This window comes from Schumannella luteola (assembly GCF_013408685.1).
Taxonomy (GTDB): domain Bacteria; phylum Actinomycetota; class Actinomycetes; order Actinomycetales; family Microbacteriaceae; genus Schumannella; species Schumannella luteola.
Genome location: NZ_JACBZY010000001.1, coordinates 1,517,213 through 1,534,875 on the forward strand (window position 1 = coordinate 1,517,213; position 17,663 = coordinate 1,534,875).

At 71.3% G+C, this 17,663-nt stretch carries 11 protein-coding genes and 1 pseudogene; 9 read left to right on the forward strand and 3 right to left on the reverse strand.

Annotation, left to right across the window (positions count from 1 at the left end; translation table 11 throughout):
* Positions 1 to 89: 89 nt before the first annotated feature.
* Positions 90 to 1,043: a glycosyltransferase gene (locus BJ979_RS06755; RefSeq protein WP_179566430.1), complete on the forward strand. Its 954-nt coding sequence runs from the start codon at positions 90 to 92 to the stop codon at positions 1,041 to 1,043.
* On the forward strand, positions 1,040 to 1,882 hold the full coding sequence (locus BJ979_RS06760; RefSeq protein ID WP_179566432.1) for a glycosyltransferase: 843 nt from the start codon (positions 1,040 to 1,042) through the stop codon (positions 1,880 to 1,882). Before BJ979_RS06755 ends, BJ979_RS06760 begins: the two co-directional genes overlap by 4 nt.
* A 41-nt stretch (positions 1,883 to 1,923) precedes the next feature.
* Here BJ979_RS06760 and BJ979_RS06765 read toward each other — a convergent pair whose 3' ends face one another.
* Positions 1,924 to 3,774 (reverse strand): glycosyltransferase, encoded by a 1,851-nt coding sequence (locus BJ979_RS06765; RefSeq protein ID WP_179566433.1) that lies wholly within the window; start codon positions 3,772 to 3,774, stop codon positions 1,924 to 1,926.
* A 68-nt stretch (positions 3,775 to 3,842) separates the two neighbouring features.
* On the opposite strand from BJ979_RS06765, the gene BJ979_RS06770 reads away from it, so the two are divergent.
* From BJ979_RS06770 to BJ979_RS18100, 5 genes are all read left to right on the forward strand, one after another.
* Positions 3,843 to 4,742, forward strand: coding sequence for a glycosyltransferase (locus BJ979_RS06770; protein ID WP_179566434.1), 900 nt, complete (start codon positions 3,843 to 3,845; stop codon positions 4,740 to 4,742).
* Between the two features lies 1 nt (position 4,743).
* A complete protein-coding gene (locus BJ979_RS06775; protein ID WP_179566435.1) occupies positions 4,744 to 7,242 on the forward strand; it encodes a glycosyltransferase in 2,499 nt (832 codons plus the stop codon).
* A gap of 87 nt (positions 7,243 to 7,329) precedes the next feature.
* The gene (locus tag BJ979_RS06780; RefSeq protein WP_179566436.1) at positions 7,330 to 9,366 is read left to right on the forward strand and encodes a rhamnan synthesis F family protein; all 2,037 of its coding nucleotides are present in this window, start codon (positions 7,330 to 7,332) and stop codon (positions 9,364 to 9,366) included.
* A gap of 153 nt (positions 9,367 to 9,519) precedes the next feature.
* Entirely contained in the window at positions 9,520 to 11,616 is a 2,097-nt protein-coding gene (locus tag BJ979_RS06785) for an LGFP repeat-containing protein (protein WP_179566437.1), read from the forward strand.
* Positions 11,613 to 13,856 (forward strand): acyltransferase family protein, encoded by a 2,244-nt coding sequence (locus BJ979_RS18100; RefSeq protein ID WP_179566439.1) that lies wholly within the window; start codon positions 11,613 to 11,615, stop codon positions 13,854 to 13,856. The genes BJ979_RS06785 and BJ979_RS18100 overlap by 4 nt, the downstream gene beginning before the upstream one ends.
* A gap of 48 nt (positions 13,857 to 13,904) precedes the next feature.
* Here the strand turns inward: BJ979_RS18100 and BJ979_RS06795 are convergent, their stop codons facing one another.
* The gene (locus BJ979_RS06795; RefSeq protein WP_179566441.1) at positions 13,905 to 15,149 is read right to left on the reverse strand and encodes an ABC transporter ATP-binding protein; all 1,245 of its coding nucleotides are present in this window, start codon (positions 15,147 to 15,149) and stop codon (positions 13,905 to 13,907) included.
* Complete coding sequence (locus tag BJ979_RS06800) at positions 15,149 to 16,063, reverse strand: ABC transporter permease (RefSeq protein WP_179566443.1); 915 nt, start codon at positions 16,061 to 16,063, stop codon at positions 15,149 to 15,151. Before BJ979_RS06800 ends, BJ979_RS06795 begins: the two co-directional genes overlap by 1 nt.
* A gap of 57 nt (positions 16,064 to 16,120) precedes the next feature.
* On the opposite strand from BJ979_RS06800, the gene BJ979_RS06805 reads away from it, so the two are divergent.
* Both BJ979_RS06805 and BJ979_RS06810 read left to right on the forward strand, forming a co-directional pair.
* Positions 16,121 to 16,987, forward strand: coding sequence for an NAD-dependent epimerase/dehydratase family protein (locus BJ979_RS06805; RefSeq protein ID WP_179566445.1), 867 nt, complete (start codon positions 16,121 to 16,123; stop codon positions 16,985 to 16,987).
* Between the two features lie 22 nt (positions 16,988 to 17,009).
* A pseudogene (locus tag BJ979_RS06810) lies at positions 17,010 to 17,561 on the forward strand (dTDP-4-dehydrorhamnose 3,5-epimerase family protein); the annotation flags it as partial.
* Between the last annotated feature and the right edge of the window lie 102 nt (positions 17,562 to 17,663).

A 17,663-nucleotide genomic window follows, 5' to 3' on the forward strand; every position in this document is an offset into this window, starting at 1 on the left:
GGGGACGGAGCGATCCGACCGGCCCGGTAGATTGTTCGGGTCGCGCGCCGGTGCGATGAGTCGTGCTCGAGCGCAGCGGAGGTGGTCGCATGTCCGACCGGGATGCATCCCGTGTCGTGGCGGTCGTCGTCGCCTACAACCGTCTCGAGCTGCTCGGCGAGTGCCTCGAGGCGCTGACCTCGCAGACCCGGCCGGTCGACGCGGTCGTCGTCGTCGACAACGCCTCCACCGACGGCTCGCCCGACATGGTCGCCGAGCGCTTCCCCGACCTCGACCTGGTGCGGCTGAGCGCGAACACCGGCGGCGCCGGCGGATTCTCGGTGGGGATCGACCGCGCGCTCGAGCAGCACGACGCCGACCTGGTGTGGATCATGGACGACGACACCATGCCGACGCCGACGGCGCTCGCCGAGCTGCTGCGCATCCGCTCGACCCGTCCCGATCTCGCGCTGCAGGCATCGAAGGCGATCTGGACCGACGGCCGCGAGCATCCGATGAACACGCCGAAGCAGCGCATCGGCGCGCCCGCCGAGTCGATCTCGGCCGCGCAGGCGCAGGGCGCCATCCCGGTGCGCTCGGCCTCGTTCGTGTCGCTGCTGGTGGATGCGCGCGCCGTGCGCCGCGTCGGGGCTCCGGTCGCGGCCTACTTCATCTGGAACGACGACTTCGAGTTCACGGCGCGCCTGCTGCGCTCGGCCGAGGGCTGGTACTGCCCCGCGAGCGTCGTGATGCACAAGACGAAGGTGTTCGGCTCGAGCGACGCCGACCCGGGCGAGCGCTTCTTCTTCGAAGTGCGCAACAAGATCTGGCTGTTCCGCTTCTCTCCCGCGTTCGGGCTGGGCGAGCGCCTGCTCTACATCGCGGCGACCGCGCGACGCTGGCTGCGCACCTGGCTGCGCTCCTCCGACCGTGCCGTGCTCGGCGCCGCCGGCCGTCGCGGGTGGCGCGAGGGCTGGCGCACCCGTCCGCGCGACAACGACGCCGTGCTCGCGCCCGCCTTCGCCGGGGGTGCGGCCGGCGCGGGCGGAGCCGCAGGGGGATGACCGACGGCGCCTTCACGCTGCTGCTGCCGGTCTACGGCGGCAACGCGGTCGACCAGCTGGCCGAGGCGTTCCGCTCATCGGTGCACCGGCAGGAGCTGAAGCCGGATGCGGTGGTGCTCGTCGAAGACGGCCCGCTGCCCGGCCCGCTCGCGACGCTGCTCGACCAGCTCGAGGCCGACAGCCCCTCGCCGGTCACCCGGGTGAAGCTGCCCGAGAACGTCGGCCTCGCCGCCGCGCTCAATGCGGGCCTCGAGGTCGTCACGACGGAGTTCGTGGCGCGCATGGACTCCGACGACGTGAGCGCCCCCGAGCGCTTCGCCCGGCAGCTGCCGGTCATGCGCGAGCGCCGGCTGGATGTGCTGGGCACGGGCCTGGTCGAGTTCCAGGGCGCGATCGGCAAGGTCGTCGCCGTGCGCACGCCTCCGGTCGGCGGCGACGAGATCCGCCGCACGATCCCGTTCCGCCAGCCCTTCCACCACCCGAGCGTCGTGCTGCGCCGCTCGACCCTGGTGGAGGTCGGCGGCTACCCGACCGGCGTGGGCCGCTTCGAGGACTACGTGCTGTTCGCCCGCCTCGTCGCCGCGGGCGCCGCGGTCGACAACCTGCCCGACCTGCTGCTCTACTACCGCGCCGACGACGGCGCCTACGCCCGTCGTGGCGGCCTCGACCAGCTGCGCTCGGAGATCGCCCTGCAGCGCGAGCTGCGGCGGGCCGGCATCACCTCGCGGGCGCAGCGCGCGCGCAACCTGCTCGTGCGGGCGCCGTACCGGCTCATCCCGCCGGGCACCCGTGCCTGGCTGTACCGCCGCTTCGCGACCCGGCGGCCCGAGGGCGCCTGAGGACGTGACGCCCGTGCGGCGCCACCCGGCGCCGCTCCGCGTCAGGCCTTCGGGCGCTGCAGGGTCTCGCGCCAGGTGTCGACCGAGACCAGCCCGGGCGCCGCAGCGCGGTACTGCTCCGACAGGGTCGGCCACAGCTTCTTGAGCTCGCGGCTCAGCGTCCACGCCTCGCGCAGCAGGCGACGGAACTCGGCGCGGTCGCGCCGCATCCACCGCCCGCCCGAGCCGTTCGGGTTGCCGGTCGCGACGCTGTCGTAGCGGCCCACGTTCCACCAGCGCGCGTCGCGCACCGGCATCCACGCCTGCGGCGGGGCGTCGGCCGGGCGGTCGGACTTCACGATCAGCCCGCGCAGCACGATCGGCAGCGCGCGCAGGATGATCTGCGCGCCACCCGGGTGCTCGCCCTGGGCGGCGATCCGCTCCGAGCGGGCGATGCGGGTGGTCAGGCGATCCCACTCCGCCTCGGGGATCGCGGCTCCGCTCGGCGTGGCGCGCAGGGTCGCGTTCGCCTCGCCGATCTTGGTCGCGAGCGAGGCGTGCAGGCCTGCCGGGCCGGCGAGCACGTCGCGGTAGGCCTGGTTGCGCAGCTTCTGCGCGCCGTACTCGTGCGCGAGCAGGTAGCGCACCGACAGGGAGAAGTTCGCCCAGACGACCGAGCCGCCTCCCGGGAAGCGGGAGTGGATGAGGGCGCTCGCCAGCCGGTTGCGAGCGTGGAAATACCCTTGCCAGGCGACCGTGTCGTCCTTCTCGTCGAAGGAGACGTGCCAGATCGCCGCGCCCGGCAGCGACACCGTCGGGTAGCCGGCCGCGGCCGCGCGCACGCCGTACTCGGCGTCGTCCCACTTGATGAAGAAGGGCATCGCCAGGCCGATCGCGCGCAGCACCTCGGCGGGGATGAGGCACATCCACCAGCCGTTGTAGTCGGCCTCGGCGCGGCGGTGCAGCCAGGTGCTCTCGGGGCCGAGCAGCGGATGCGCGGCGAAGTCGTGCCGGGCGGGCCCGTTGGTCTCCCAGAAGAACTTCTTCGCGCGGATGCCCTCCGAGAAGGCGTGCAGACGGCTGCGCACGTGCATGTCGAACATGTGCCCGCCGACGATCGTCGGGACCGTCGCGAACTCGGCGAAGCGGATCGCGCGGCGGATGCCCTCGGGGCTGACCGCGACGTCGTCGTCGAGGATGACCACGCCGTCGCTGCCGGCGTCGAGCGACTCGAGCATGTTGCGGGCGAAGCCGCCGGAGCCGCCGAGGTTCGGCTGCACGACGAGCAGCAGGTGCTCGCCGAGCGCGTCGCGCACCTCGGCGAAGCCCTCCTCGTCGGCCACGCGCCGGCTTCCCTGGTCGACCACGATGACCTTGTCGAGCAGCTCGAGCACGTCGCGGTCGGCGGCGAGCGTCGCGAGCACGGGCAGCAGGTAGGCCTCGCGGTCGAGGGTGGTGATGCCGATCGACGGGCGCATCCGCCGCACCCGCTCGACGCCGGACGGCGCGTGCCAGCCCGCCTCGACGAGCTCGAGGCCGCCGTCGAGCTCGAACCACAGCCAGCCGCCGTCGTCGAAGCCGGTGAGCGGGGCCGTCAGCACGGTCGTGCCCGGCACGGCTGCGTCGTCGTCGCCCACGACCTCGAGCACCTGCACGTCGCTCGCCGAGCCGTCGGCATCCGAGCGGCGCAGGCGCAGGCGCCCCGATCCGGTCGTCGCGACCCGCAGCTCGACGGCGGTCAGCACCGTGCCGTGCGCCCAGTAGGACGCGGGGAAGGCGCTGAAGTAGGCCGCGAACGAGCCGTCGGGCGCGCGGTGCAGGGCGCGGGCGCGCTCGTCGGCGGACTCCGCCGGCAGCACCCGGGCGAGGAGCGCTCCCGGCTCGGGGGCGGCATCCGGTCGCACGGTGGTCATCGCAGCCTCTCGCCGGGAACAGGACTGCACGAGCCTACTTGAGCGGCGCGGGCTGTCAGGATGGGGCGGTGACCGCTGCAGCGCCCCGGGTGGGGATCGTCCTCCGCACCAAGAACCGGCCCGTCTTCCTCGCGCGGGCCGTGCGCGACGTGCTCGCCCAGAGCTTCGCCGACTGGCACCTGGTCGTCGCGAACGACGGCGGCGACGCCGCGCAGGTGCGCTCCGCCCTCGCTCCGTTCGAGCAGCAGCTCGCCGGCCGGCTGACCGTGCTCGACGTCGTCGCGCCGAACGGCCGCTGCGCCGCCGCGAACCAGGGCCTCCGCGCCGTCGACGCCGGGTATGTCGTGCTGCACGACGACGACGACAGCTGGCACCCCGAGTTCCTGGCGACGACGGTCGAGCACCTGGATGCGCATCCCGAGCACGGCGGCGTGATGGTGCCGATCGAGATCGTCTACGAGAAGCAGCGCGGCGCCGAGTGGGTCGAGACCGGGCGGGAGCCGCTCTGGCCGGGCCTGAAGCAGATCACCCTCTTCGACATGCTGCAGATCAACCGCGCCGTGCCGATCTCCTTCCTCTACCGTCGCGCTCTGCACGACGAGGTCGGCTTCTACGACGAGACCCTCGAGGCCGTCGAGGACTGGGAGTTCTACCTGCGCGTGCTGGTCGCCGGCGAGATCGGCTTCATCGCGGGCCGCATCCTCGCCTACTGGTCGCTGCGCCCCGCGTCGCGCGGGCACGAGGGCAACAGCATGTACGCGCTCGGCGACATCCACGAGCGCTACGACACCCTGGTGCGCGACCGGGCGCTACGCCTCTACATCCGCGACCACGGACTCGGCGTGCCGTTGATGGTCGCCGGGCTCATCGAGCGGCAGACGGCGCAGCAGACGAAGCTGCTGCGCGCCGGCGGCCCGATCACCCGGGTGCTGCGCCGCGTGCGCGATCGCGTGACCGGGCGGGGCTGAGGTGTCGCCGCTGCGTCGACTGTGGCGGATCGGGCGCGCACTGCCGGGGGTCGGCGCGCTCGTGCGCCTCGGCGACCGCGCCTGGTGGTACCGGGCGATCGCCGCATCCGGTCTCGTCGACGCCGAGTTCTATGCGGCGCAGCGCGGCTGGCGGCGGGCGGATGCGCGTCGGGCGGTTCTCGACTACGTCGCCGGCGGCTGGCGGCGCGGGCTCAGCCTCAACCCGCTCGTCGACGAGCTCGTGATGGGCCGCGGGCTGCCCGAGGTGGCGCGGGTTCCCGCGCTCTACGCCTACCTGCTGAGCGACAAGGCGACCGTGCGGGTGCATCCGTGGTGGGATGCGCCGGGGTACGCGCGGGCGGAGGGTTCCGCCGCGGCGAAGGCCGCGCCGCTCGAGCACGCCTGGGGGCGGGGGAGCGCGGTCGAGCTGACGCTCAGTGCCGGTGCCGGTGCCGGTGCCGGTGCCGGTGCCGGTGCTGGCGGGGCCGCTGCGGGCGCAACGCTCACCCTGACGCTGGGGGAGCTGCGTGCGGCGGCGATCGCGGCGGCGCGTCGCGCCCCGGCCGACGCGACTGCGCTGTCGGCTGATCCGGCCCCGCCGGCGCAGATCAGTGCCGGCTCAGAGCTCGCATCCGTCCCCGACTTCACCCTCGTCCGCCTGCTGCAGGCGGGCGACCGCCGCTACGACGAGAAGCTGCGCGTCGCGGCGGCGCTCGCCGCGGACGGCGGGGTCGACCGAGCGGAGGCGCTGCTCGTCACGATCGGCGCCGACCCGGGTCAGCGGGTCGGCGCGGCCCTGCTCGCGCTCATCGATCCGCGCCTGCGGGTGCTCGACCTCCGCGCCGACACGACCTGGGCGCGGGCCGTCGCCGCGGCCGCCCGGATCGCGCGCGGAACCGCGCTCGTCGTCGTCGATCCGCGCGTCGCGCCGACGCCCGACGAGGTGCGCGCTCTGGCCGCCGAGGCGCGCCCCGGCCGCGCGGCGACGCCCGTGCAGGTCGCCGCCGACGGCACGATCGAAGCCGTCGGAGCCGTTCCGCTCGGGGTGGGGCGTCCGTGGCGCGTGCTCGACGCGCATCCCGTCGACGACCTCGAGGGTCTCGCCGGCGCGACGATCCCGGTGCCGCTGCTGAGCGGACGCACCGTCGCGCTGCACACCGCCGACCTCGACCGCCTCGGCGGACTCGACACGGATCTCGTGAACGACCTCGAGCTCGAGACGCTGTCGTCGCGGTGGCGCGCGGCCGATCCGGCCGTCGAGCTCGTCGTCGTCACCGCGCTCGCCGCCGGTCAGTACGCGCCCGAGCGGGCGTTCGCGCGACGCGATCGCGCTGCGGCGGCGCGCAGCGGGACGGCGATCGGCAGGACGGCGATCGGCGGGACGGCGATCGGCGGCGGCGCAGGCGACCGCGACCGCGCAGCCGACCTGCTCGCGACAGCCGGATTCGAGATCGTGGACGGGGAGTCGCGGGGAGAGCCCGGCGCTCTTGAGCCGACCCTGCGCCGCATCCCGTCGTCCGCGGGCCGCGGCGCCCTCGGCGGCGACGGCACCGACGGCACCGACGGGGGCGCCGTCGCCCAGCGCTGGGCGATCCGCATCTGCTCGCCCGCCGGGCCCGCCGGCGACGTCTGGGGCGACACGCACTTCGCGCACGGCCTCGCGAAGGCCCTGCGCCGGCGCGGGCACCAGGTCGTGATCGACGCCTACGAGGCGCGCGACCGCCGCACCGCCTACCTCGACGACGTGACCGTCGTCGTGCGCGGCCCGCGCCCGATCGACCCGCCGGACACCGGTGCGCGCCTGGAGTGGATCATCAGCCACCCCGACGAGATCACGAGCGCCGAGGTGCGCCGCTTCGACCGCGTCTTCGCCGCCTCGCTGCGCTGGTCGGCGACGGCATCCGAGCGGCTGGGCGTGCCGATCGCGCCGTTGCTCGAATGCACGGATGCCGACCAGTTCGCCCCGACCGGGGCGCCGCGCGGCGACGACATCGTCTTCGTCGGCACCTCGCGCGGCATCGCGCGACCCAGCGTCGTCGCGCCGCTCGAGGCCGGCATCCCCGTCGCGGTCTACGGCCCCGACTGGCGCGGCTACATCCCCGCCTCGGCGATCGTGGCCGACTCGATCCCGAACGCGCAGCTCAGCTCCCGCTACGAGACCGCGTCGATGGTGCTCAACGACCACTGGCCGGCCATGCGCCGCGAGGGCTTCATGGCGATGCGCCCCTTCGACGTCGTCGCTGCGGGCGGCCGCGTCGTCAGCGAAGACGTCGACGGCCTCGCCGAGCTCTTCGACGGCGCCGTCGTCGTCTACCGCGACACCGACGAGCTCGTCGAGCTGCTGCGCCGCGACCCCGCCGAGCTCTTCCCCGCCGACGCCGAGCTGCACGTCATCGCCGAGCGCATCCGCCGCGAGCACAGCTTCGACGCTCGCGCGGCCGAGCTGGATGCGGCGGCTGCTTCGGTGCAGAAGGAGCGGGCCGGAGGTTCTCGCCGCTGAGGAGGGTCGACCGAGGGGTCCAGGTCGGGTCCGCGCTCGCGCGGTAGACTCTCCCGGTTGTCCGGCGAGAAAGAGGATGAGCGGCGAGTGACTGGTCGAGTAGGGGAGCTGGCGGCATTCCCGTCGAACGGACGACGGGTGATCTTCTACCTGTACTACGACCCGCGCGGCGAGGTCGACGACTACGTGCTCTACAAGCTGGAGCGTCTGCGCCCCTTCGCCGAGCACATCTTCGTCGTCGTCAACGGCGAGCTCACGCCGGCCGCGCACGAGCGCATGGCGACGGTCTCCGACACGATCTGGCAGCGCGAGAACGTCGGCTTCGACGTCTGGGGCTACAAGAAGGCGCTCGAGGAGTTCGGCCGCGACCGCCTCGCCGACTACGACGAGCTCCTGCTCATGAACTACACCTGGTTCGGGCCGGTCAACCCCTTCGAGCCGATCTTCGAGCGCATGGATGCGCAGAAGCTCGACTTCTGGGGCATGACCGAGCACGGCGAGCAGACGCCCAACCCGTTCACCCGCACCGGCAAGCTGCACGCGCACATCCAGTCGCACTGGATCTCGGTGCGCCGCAGCATGTTCCTCAGCGACGAGTGGGCCGAGTACTGGGACACGATGCCGCCGATCGTGTCGTACACCGACTCGATCCTCAGCCACGAGTCGAAGTTCACCCACCACTTCCGTGAGGCCGGCTTCACGGTCGACATCGCCTACAAACGGCGCGACTACTCGACCTGGCACCCGGCGTTCTACGACGCCGAGGCGCTGCTCGACGACGGCTGCCCCGTGCTCAAGCGCCGCCCGTTCTTCCATGACCCGCTGCTGGTCGACCGGCACGCGATCATCCCGCGCCGCTTCCTCGAGAAGGCCGATTCGCTCGGCTACCCGACCGAGCTGATCCTGCAGAACATGGCGCGCGACGCGCAGCCCAAGGTGCTCAACACCAATGCGGCGATGCTCGAGATCATGCCCGACGTCGACATCAGCTACGACCCGGAGTCGCCGCTGCGGATCGCCGTGATGATCCACATCTTCTACGTCGAGCTCGCCGACGAGCTGCTCGGCGCCGCGGCCAACCTGCCTTCGGACTACGACGTCTACATCACCACGACCGACGACGACCGCGCCGCGGCGATCCAGCAGATCATCGACGACCGCGCCGACCCGAAGCTGCAGCGCAGCGAGATCCGCGTGCTCCCCTCGAACCGCGGGCGCGATATCGGCGCCTTCTTCGTCGGCATGGCGGATGTGCTGCGCGCCCGCGACTACGACGTCATCTTCAAGATCCACTCGAAGAAGACCGTGCAGGAGGGCGCCAACGCCGGCGACCTGTTCCGTCGGCATCAGCTCGTCAACCTGCTCAACTCGCCCGGCTACGCGGCGAACCTCGTGGCGCTGTTCCAGCAGCACCCCGACCTCGGGCTCGCCTACGCGCCGACGCTGCACATCGGCTATCCGACGCTCGGCCGCGGCTGGTTCGACAACAAGGAGGCCGCGCGCGAGATGGCCGACGAGCTCGGCATCCGCGTGCCCTTCGACGAGCCCACCCCGCTCGCGCCCTACGGCTGCATGTTCGCCTTCCGGCCCGAGTCGCTGAGTCTGCTCACCGACCCGGAGTGGGAGTACGACGACTACCCCCTGCCGACGGAGCACATCGACGGCAGCATCGCGCACGTGCAGGAGCGGCTCTTCAGCTACGCGGCCGCTGAGCTCGGCTACCACACCCGCACCGTCGCGACGACCCGCTACGCGGCCATCAGCCACACCTCGCTCGAGTACAAGCTCGACCGGATGAGCGCCAACGTGCCCGGCTACGCGGAGGAGCAGATCAGCACGCTCGACCGCTCCGGCACCTTCATCGGCGGCGGTCCCGCCGGCTACGTGATGGCCTACACGAAGCTGCGGCACCCGCGCATCTACCCCGCGGTGCGCGCCGTCTACCGGCCGGTTCGCGCGGTGTACCGCCCGATGCGGCGCGCCTACTGGCTCGCGAAGTCGGTCGTCGATCCTCGGGTGCGCCGCTACCGCCGCGAGCAGGCGCTCGCCGCGCTCGAGACCGCCGAGACGACCGGCGAGGCGCCGCAGACGACGGCCGAAGAGCCCGAGACGCGCGTTCCCTGACCGTCTCCGGGCGCGTCGCGACCCCGGAATCGCGGGCCCGCCGAGCACGCCGGGTTACTCTGGAGCGGTGTGCGGGCGCGATTCTGCGTGCGCACGCTCGAGGGGGCGGGTGTCATGACAGCGCAGCAGGATGGAACGCGTCGACGGCGATGGATGCGCCGATCGGTCATCGCGCAGGCCGCGGTCGCGCTCGCAGCGGTCGTGCTGGGCACCCTGATGCCGCTCGCGCAGACCGAGTCGGCCGAGGCCGCGAACGCGGCTGACTTCGACCCCGGCTACCTCATCGACGACGCGATCTTCTACGACGCGAGCTCGATGAACTACCTCGACGTGCAGTCGTTCCTCAACTCGCGCGTCGGCACCTGCCAGGCCGGACGCACCTGCCTGAAGGGCTACGCGCAGGTCACCACGACCATCCCCGCCGACCGCTACTGCTCGGGCTACTCCGGCAGCTCGTACGACACCGCGGCGATGATCATCGACAAGGCGGCCCGCGCCTGCAGCATCAACCAGCGTGCGCTGCTGGTGCTGCTCGAGAAGGAGCAGGGCATCGTCTCGTCGACCGGACCGAGCCAGCGTGCCTACGACGCCGCCACGGGCTTCGGCTGCCCCGACACGGCGCCCTGCGACCCCAACGTGGGCGGCTTCTACTACCAGGTGTACTACGCCGCCCGGCAGTTCCAGATCTACAAGGCCAACCCGAACAGCTTCAACCACCGCGCCGGCACGACCAAGAACATCCTGCTCAACCCGAACGCGGGATGCGGCACGAAGAGCGTCTACATCTACAACAACGCCACCGCCGGCCTCTACAACTACACGCCCTACACGCCCAACGCCGCGGCGATGGGCAACCTCTACGGCATCGGCGACGGCTGCTCCTCCTACGGCAACCGCAACTTCTGGCGCATCTTCACCGACTGGTTCGGCAACCCGCTGCGCTACGAGGTCGCGCCCGGATTCGCCTGGTACTACGACGCCCGCGGCGGCGCGAACGGCGTCATGGGCGCCGCCACCGGCTACCTCACGCGCGACGAGTCGAACGGGGGCGGCTACTTCCAGCGCTTCCGCAACGGCATCCTCTACACGAGCGCCGGAGGCACCGCCTTCGTGTTCAACAACGAGTTCATGACCAAGTACGCGTCGCTCTACGCGCAGTCGGGCGGCACCGGCTGGCCGACCTCTGAGCAGGTCTGCGCCACGAACGGCATCTGCTACCAGAGCTTCACCGGCGGCACCATCGTCGCCGCGCCGACGATCGGCGCCCGTGTGATCTACGGCGGCATCGCGACCGCGTGGCTCAAGGGCGGCGGTCCCACCGGCCCGCTCGGCGCACCCATGAGCGACACCGAGTACGCGACCAATTCGGGTTCGGCGGGCTGGGTGCAGGACTTCCAGTGGGCCTACTACTCCGCCAGCAACTTCGGGTCGTACGCGGTCTCGAAGTCGACCACCGGCAGCAGCTGGATCGCTTACGGCGGCATCGGCGGCACGCTCGGCTGGCCGACGAGCGACTACCGCTGCGTGGGAGCCTCGTGCGCTCAGGACTTCCAGAACGGCGCGCTGTCGACGACCAAGCAGTGGGGCAGCCACGCGATCCTATGGGGCTACGCTTCGCTGTGGCGGGCGCAGGGCGGGCTCGACTCGCTCGGCGCCGCGTTCGACGACCTGCGCGCGAGCAACGCCGCGGGGGGCGGCTGGATCCAGCAGTTCGAGAAGGCCGCGATCGTGCAGACCACGGCGGGCACGGTCACCCGGTTCCCGTATGACTTCTTCTACGGCTACTGGTATCAGACGGGTGGCGAGCGCGGCTCGCTCGGCTGGCCGATCGCCGCGCAGCAGTGCGCCGCGAACGCCTGCGCCGAGCGGTTCACCAACGCGGTCGTCACGGTGCGGCCCAACGGCAGCCCCCTCCTCGTGATCGGCGGTCTCGCCGGTGCGTGGGATGCGGCCGGCGGCATCGCCAAGGTCGGCCCGGCCATCTCGGGCACCCGCTACAGCACGGCCAACGGCGGTGGATGGGTTCAGGAGTTCACCGCGGGTACCATTACGCAGGTGTCGAACGGCTCCCCCCTGTTCAGCCCGACAGGCCCGATCCTCACGTCGTGGAAGAGCTACGGCGCCGAGGCGACCTGGCTCGGCTGGCCCACATCCGCCCCCACCTGCTCGGCGAACGGCTGCGTTCAGAACTTCCAGAACGGCGTCGGCCGCTCTGATGCGAACGGTGCCGTCCGGTTCACGACCTCGTGACGGCGGTCTCCGAGCGCGACCGGGAGCTCCCGTCGCGCGCTGAGTCACGCCGTGCGGAGCGCCGTCGACGCGGTGACAAGCCGGTCGTCGAGAACAAGCTCTACGAGATCCAGGCGCTGCGCACGATCGCCGTGGCCTTCGTGGTCGTCTACCACGTCTGGCCCGGCGCGCTGCCCGGCGGATTCGTCGGCGTCGACATCTTCTTCGTCATCTCCGGCTTCCTGATCGGCGGTCACCTGCTGCGCGACGCCGAGCGCAACGGACGGGTGCAGCTGACCCGGTTCTGGGTGCGCCGCATCCGCCGCATCCTGCCGGCCTCGTTCCTCGTGCTCATCGCCGCGATCGCGATCATGTTCGTCGCGATCCCGAAGACGATGTGGCCCGACACCCTGACCCAGGTCGGCTCGGCGAGCCTCTACGTCGTCAACTGGGCGCTCGCCCTGCAGTCGGTCGACTACCTCGCCGCCGAGAACCCGCCGACGGTCGTGCAGCACTTCTGGTCGCTGTCGGTCGAGGAGCAGTTCTACATCGCACTGCCCATCCTGCTCGCGCTGGGGATGCTCGTGATCGCACTGGTGCGCCGTCTGCGTCGTCGCTCGGCGGATGCGGACACGCTCGGGTCGGCTGCGGTCGCGGGCGCGGCGAACGGAGCCCGCGGGCGCGGCACCGCGGTGCTCTTCGTGGCGCTGACGGCCGCCGTGGTCGTCGTCTCCCTCGTCTACTCGCTGAACCGCACGACCTTCGACCCCTCGCTGGCCTACTTCGACACCTTCTCGCGCGCGTGGGAGTTCGCCTTCGGCGCGCTCACGGCGGGGCTCGTCTCGCTGTTCCCTCGAGCCTTCCAGCGCCTGCGCGAGAATCCCGTCCTCGGGCAGTCGCGACTGCTGACGCTCGCGGGCATCGTCGTGCTCTTCGTCGGCGGGTTCATCATCGACGGCTCCTGGCCGTTCCCTGCGCCCACCGCGCTGCTGCCCGTGGTCGGCACCCTGCTGGTGATCGTCGGCGGCTTCGGCCCGCGCACCTCGCTCGCCCCGGTGCTGGCGGTGAAGCCGGTGCAGTTCCTGGGCGACATCTCGTACTCGACCTACCTGTGGCACTGGCCGCTGCTGATCGGCTTCACCAACTTCGTCGGGCATCCCGCCAGCTGGAAGTCGGGCCTCGTGATCGTGGCCGCGACCGTGCTGCTGGCCTGGCTCACCAAGATCCTCGTCGAAGACCCGTTCCGCACCGCGAAGCCGTTCACGAAGCTGCGCTGGCCCTCCTACAGCCTCGCCGCGGGCGGCGCCGCCGTGATCGTCGCGAGCGCGCTCGTGATCGGCACGGTCACGGCGCCCAAGCCCCTGCCGACCGTGGACGTCACCGCCAGCAGCTGCGTGGGAGCGGGCGCGCTGCTCTCGGGCAAGAAATGCGACGACCCCTACGCGTTGCCGCAGGACACCGACCTCGCGGCGGCCGGCGCCGACCTCGACACGAGCCGCTGGTGCCTGACCTGGTTCACCGAGACCTGGCGCACCTGCGAGGTCGGCGACACCTCGGCGAAGGCGAAGGGCACGATCGCCCTCGTCGGCGACTCCTACGCGGCCTCGTTCACCGTCGCGTTCGACGACTACTTCACGAGCCAGGGCTACAAGGTCGAGACCTACACGCGATTCGGGTGCCCGGCGCTCGGTCAGCCGGTTCCGGCGGACTACGAGCCCGCGAACTCCGACCAGACCGAGTACGTCAACTGCCGCGTCTGGAGCGAGCGGGCCCGCGAGACGCTCATCGAGCGGACCGACATCTCGACCGTGGTGTTCATCGGGCGTGCGATGGGCCACCCCGCCACGCAGGCGCTCGACGACATCTCGCTGCAGGACAGCGACGTCGAGGCCTCGTGGAACCAGCTGCTCGACGCCGGCAAGAAGATCGCCTGGGTGCGCACCTCGCCCGACCTCGGCGTCGGCAAGATCCCGACCTGCCTGTCCACGAACACGGATGACCCCCTCGCCTGCGCGAAGCCGCGCAAGGGACTCGAGCTGTGGACTCCGCAGGAGGACGTGCTGCCGAAGATGGGCGGCCGGGTGACCTACATCGACCTGACCGACGCCTTCTGCGACGCGAGCACCTGCTATCCGGTCATCGGCGGCGTGGTCGTCTTCGCCGACGAGCGGCACGTCTCGACGTCGTACTCGCGCAGCATCATGCCCTACCTGGGGCCGAAGATCATCGACGTCGTCAACGGCGCCGCAGGCCAGGGCTGACCGCGCGCGGGAACAGCGGGGAAGGCCGGAGCCGACCCCGCTGCCGGCTCAGGAGGTCGCGGACTCGCGGGTCGTGACGCGCGCCGCGACCGTGCCGACCGACGACTCGCTGCCGCTCACGTGCAGCAGAGCTGCCTGCCAGAGGATCGACGAGGTGCCCTCGGCGAAGTCCTCGGCGCGGGCGTTGATGAAGTAGTCGCCGACGCCGAAGTTCAGCTCCTCGATGTCGAAGTCGACATCCCAGGTGTCGCCGGCGCGGTGGGAGGTCGCCGGCGCCTTCAGACGGTCGGTGCTGGTGCCGAGCACCATCTGGCCGTTCGGGGTGTCGATGCCGAACCCGGTCATCCAGTCGTCGACGTCCCCGTTCGCGGTGAGGTGCAGGCGCAGCGTCACCGACGAGCCCTGGCGCACCTTCGTGGTCTCGTTGCCCTCGGCGTCGAAGACGGTCGCCTTAACGACCTGCACGCGGCTCTCGGCCTCGTCGTCGTCCTCGTCCTCGATCGGCGTGCCCGCGGCCGCGGCCGCCGCCGCGGCGTCGGCACGACGGTCGCGCTCGAGCAGATCGCGCAGCACGCCGAGCCCCTCGAGGGTGTCGCCGGCGAAGGCCACCGCGCCCGAGTCGAGCACGAAGGTCGTGTCGCAGAGCTCCTGGATCTGCGCCGCGGCGTGGCTGACGAGGATGATCGTTCGGCCCTCGCGCTGGAAGCTGCGGATCTTGTCCATGCACTTGCGCTGGAAGGCCTCGTCGCCGACAGCCAGCACCTCGTCGACGAGCAGGATGTCGGGGTCGGTGTGCACGGCGACCGCGAAGGCCAGGCGCATGAACATGCCCGAGGAGTAGAACTTGACCTCGTTGTCGATGAACTCGCGGATGCCCGAGAACTCGACGATGTCGTCGAAACGCTCGTCGATCTCGCTGCGCGAGAGACCGAGCAGCGTGGCGTTGAGGTAGACGTTCTCGCGGCCGCTGAGGTCGGGGTGGAAGCCGGCGCCGAGCTCGAGCAGCGCGGCGATGCGCCCGCGGATCTGCACCGAGCCGGAATCGGGGGAGAGGATCCCGCCGATCAGCTTGAGCAGCGTGCTCTTGCCCGAGCCGTTCGCGCCGAGCAGCCCGACGGTGGTGCCGGCGTGGATGCTGAGGCTGATCCCGTCGGCGGCGGTGTAGCTGGTGCGGTGCCGGCGTGCGCGCGCGAAGGTGAGCACCCGGTCCTTGAGCGTGTTGTCCTTGCGCACGACGAAGGCCTTGCGCACGTCGTCGAGGCGCACGACCTCCGGGGCGGTGGTCTCGGTCATCACAGCTCCTGTGCCACGTTGCCCTGGCGGCGCTGGAAGACCCACTGCGCGAAGGCCAGGAAGACGAGTCCGATCAGGCCGGCGATCAGCATCCGCTCCCACAGGTCACCCGGGTAGTCGGCGGCGGTGCCGCCGCCCCAGAGCGAGCGGTGGAAGCCGAGCACGGCGATCGTGATCGGGTTCGAGGTGTAGACGTCGAGGATCCAGGTCGGCAGGTGGAACTCGCCGATGACGTCGGAGACGCGGCGCCACGAGTAGACGATCGGGGCGCTCCACATGAGCAGGGTGAGCACGATCTCGGTGATGTACTGCACGTCGCGCAGATAGACGTTGAGCACCGAGAGCAGCAGTCCGAAGCCGAGCGCGTAGATGAGGATCAGCAGGATCGACGGCACGAGGTAGCCGATGCCGCTGAAGTCGGGCCAGGCGCCCGAGAACACGATCGCGCCGACGAGCACGACGAACTGCATGCCCACGAGGAACAGCGCCCCGCCGACCGAGGCGAGCGGGAACACCTCGCGCGGCACGTAGATCTTCTTCACCAGGCCGGCGTTGTTGACGATCGAGCCGGCGGCGGCGCCGACGCTCTCGGAGAAGAGGGCGTAGATCGTGAGGCCCGAGAAGACGTAGATCGCGAAGTCCTCGATGCCGCGGGCGGCGCCGAGGATCTGCCCCAGCACCAGGTAGTAGGTGGCGAGCATCACGAGCGGCTTGATGAGCGTCCAGAGGAAGCCGAGAGCGCTGCCGCGGTAGCGCACCTGGAGGTCGCGTCGGGTCAGCAGCCAGAGCAGCTGCCGGTGCTGGAGGATCTCGCGGATCCGGGCCACCGGGTGGAGCCCGCCGCGCGCGCCCTGACCGGTCACCGAGCGCATCGGCGTCGCAGACAGGCGCTCGAATCGCGCCTCAGCTGTCACGCGTGGTGCCTTGCTCCGGGTATGCGCTGATCACCCCACGAATATACTCGACCTGCCATGAGCGACCAGTCGAACCTCCCTGTCCTGGTCACGGGCGCCGCCGGCTACGTCGGCCGCCACGTCGTGACCGCGCTCCTCGATCTCGGCTACGACGCCGTCGCGGTCACGCGACCCGGTCGCGCCGATGGTGTCGACCCGCGCGCGCGTCGCGTCGAAGCCGACATCCTCGCCCCCGGGTTCGAGGTCTCCGCGCTGCTGGAGCAGTCGGGCGGAGCCGCCGCGGTCATCCACCTGGCGTGGCAGGACGGCTTCACCCACAACGCCCCGTCGCACATCGACAACATCCCCGCGCACCACCGCTTCCTGACCGGTCTCGCGGCCGCCGGGGTGCCGCGCATCGCCGGTCTCGGCACGATGCACGAGGTCGGGTACTGGGAGGGCGCGATCGACGCCGACACCCCCACGGCGCCTACCTCGCTCTACGGGATCGCCAAGGACGCCCTGCGCCGGTCGACCACGCTGGTGATCGGCGACAGCGCCGAGTACGTCTGGCTGCGCGCCTACTACATCCTCGGCGACGACCGCCGGAACCGTTCGATCTTCGCCAAGCTGCTCGAGGCCGCCGACGAGGGCAAGACCGAGTTCCCGTTCACGACCGGCAAGAGCAAGTACGACTTCATCGACGTCGCCGAGCTCGGGCGGCAGATCGCGATCGCGTCGACGACCGCCGGGGCGACCGGCGTCATCAACGTCTCCTCGGGAGAGCCGGTCTCGCTGGCCGACCGGGTCGAGCAGTTCATCCGCGACAACGAGCTCGGCATCACGCTGCAGTACGGGGCGTTCCCCGACCGTCCCTACGACTCGCCGGCGGTGTGGGGGGATGCGACCCGCATCCGCGAGATCCTCGCCGCTCGGGAGCACTGACCCGCCGCTAGGCTGAACGGCGATGCCTCTCGAATACGGAAAGCCGCTGCGCGCGCACGAGACCCCGATCCCGGGCGTGCTGCTGATCGACCTCCCCGTCCACGGTGACAACCGCGGCTGGTTCAAGGAGAACTGGCAGCACGAGAAGATGACCGCGATCGGCCTGCCCGACTTCGGGCCGGTGCAGAACAACATCTCGTTCAACGACGCGGTCGGCACCACGCGAGGCATCCACGCCGAGCCCTGGGACAAGTTCATCTCGATCGCCTTCGGCCGCGTCTTCGGCGCGTGGGTCGACCTGCGCCCCGGCGACTCCTTCGGCACCGTCTTCACGACCGAGCTCGACCCGTCGACGGCGATCTACATCCCGCGCGGGGTCGGCAACTCGTACCAGACGCTCGAGCCGAACACGGCGTACACCTACCTGGTCAACGACCACTGGAGCGCCGAGGCGCAGGGGGAGTACACCTTCCTCAACCTCGCCGACGAGGAGGCCGCGATCGCGTGGCCCATCCCGCTCGACCAGGCGGAGCTGTCGGAGAAGGACAAGGCGCACCCGCGTCTCAGCGAGCTGCGCTCGATCTGAGCAGCGGCCGGCCCTGAGCAGTGGCTGGCACTGAGCGGTGGCTCGCTCCGAGCTGACGCCCGCGCACGACCCGAGCCAGGGGCCGTTCGC

Coding starts and splice junctions, on each gene's coding strand:
- BJ979_RS06785 (WP_179566437.1), top strand. CDS start 9,520: ATGCGCCGATCGGTCATCGCGCAGGCCGCGGTCGCGCTCGCAGCGGTC.
- BJ979_RS06755 (WP_179566430.1), top strand. CDS start 90: ATGTCCGACCGGGATGCATCCCGTGTCGTGGCGGTCGTCGTCGCCTAC.
- BJ979_RS06795 (WP_179566441.1), bottom strand. CDS start 15,149: ATGACCGAGACCACCGCCCCGGAGGTCGTGCGCCTCGACGACGTGCGC.
- BJ979_RS06805 (WP_179566445.1), top strand. CDS start 16,121: ATGAGCGACCAGTCGAACCTCCCTGTCCTGGTCACGGGCGCCGCCGGC.
- BJ979_RS06760 (WP_179566432.1), top strand. CDS start 1,040: ATGACCGACGGCGCCTTCACGCTGCTGCTGCCGGTCTACGGCGGCAAC.
- BJ979_RS06765 (WP_179566433.1), bottom strand. CDS start 3,774: ATGACCACCGTGCGACCGGATGCCGCCCCCGAGCCGGGAGCGCTCCTC.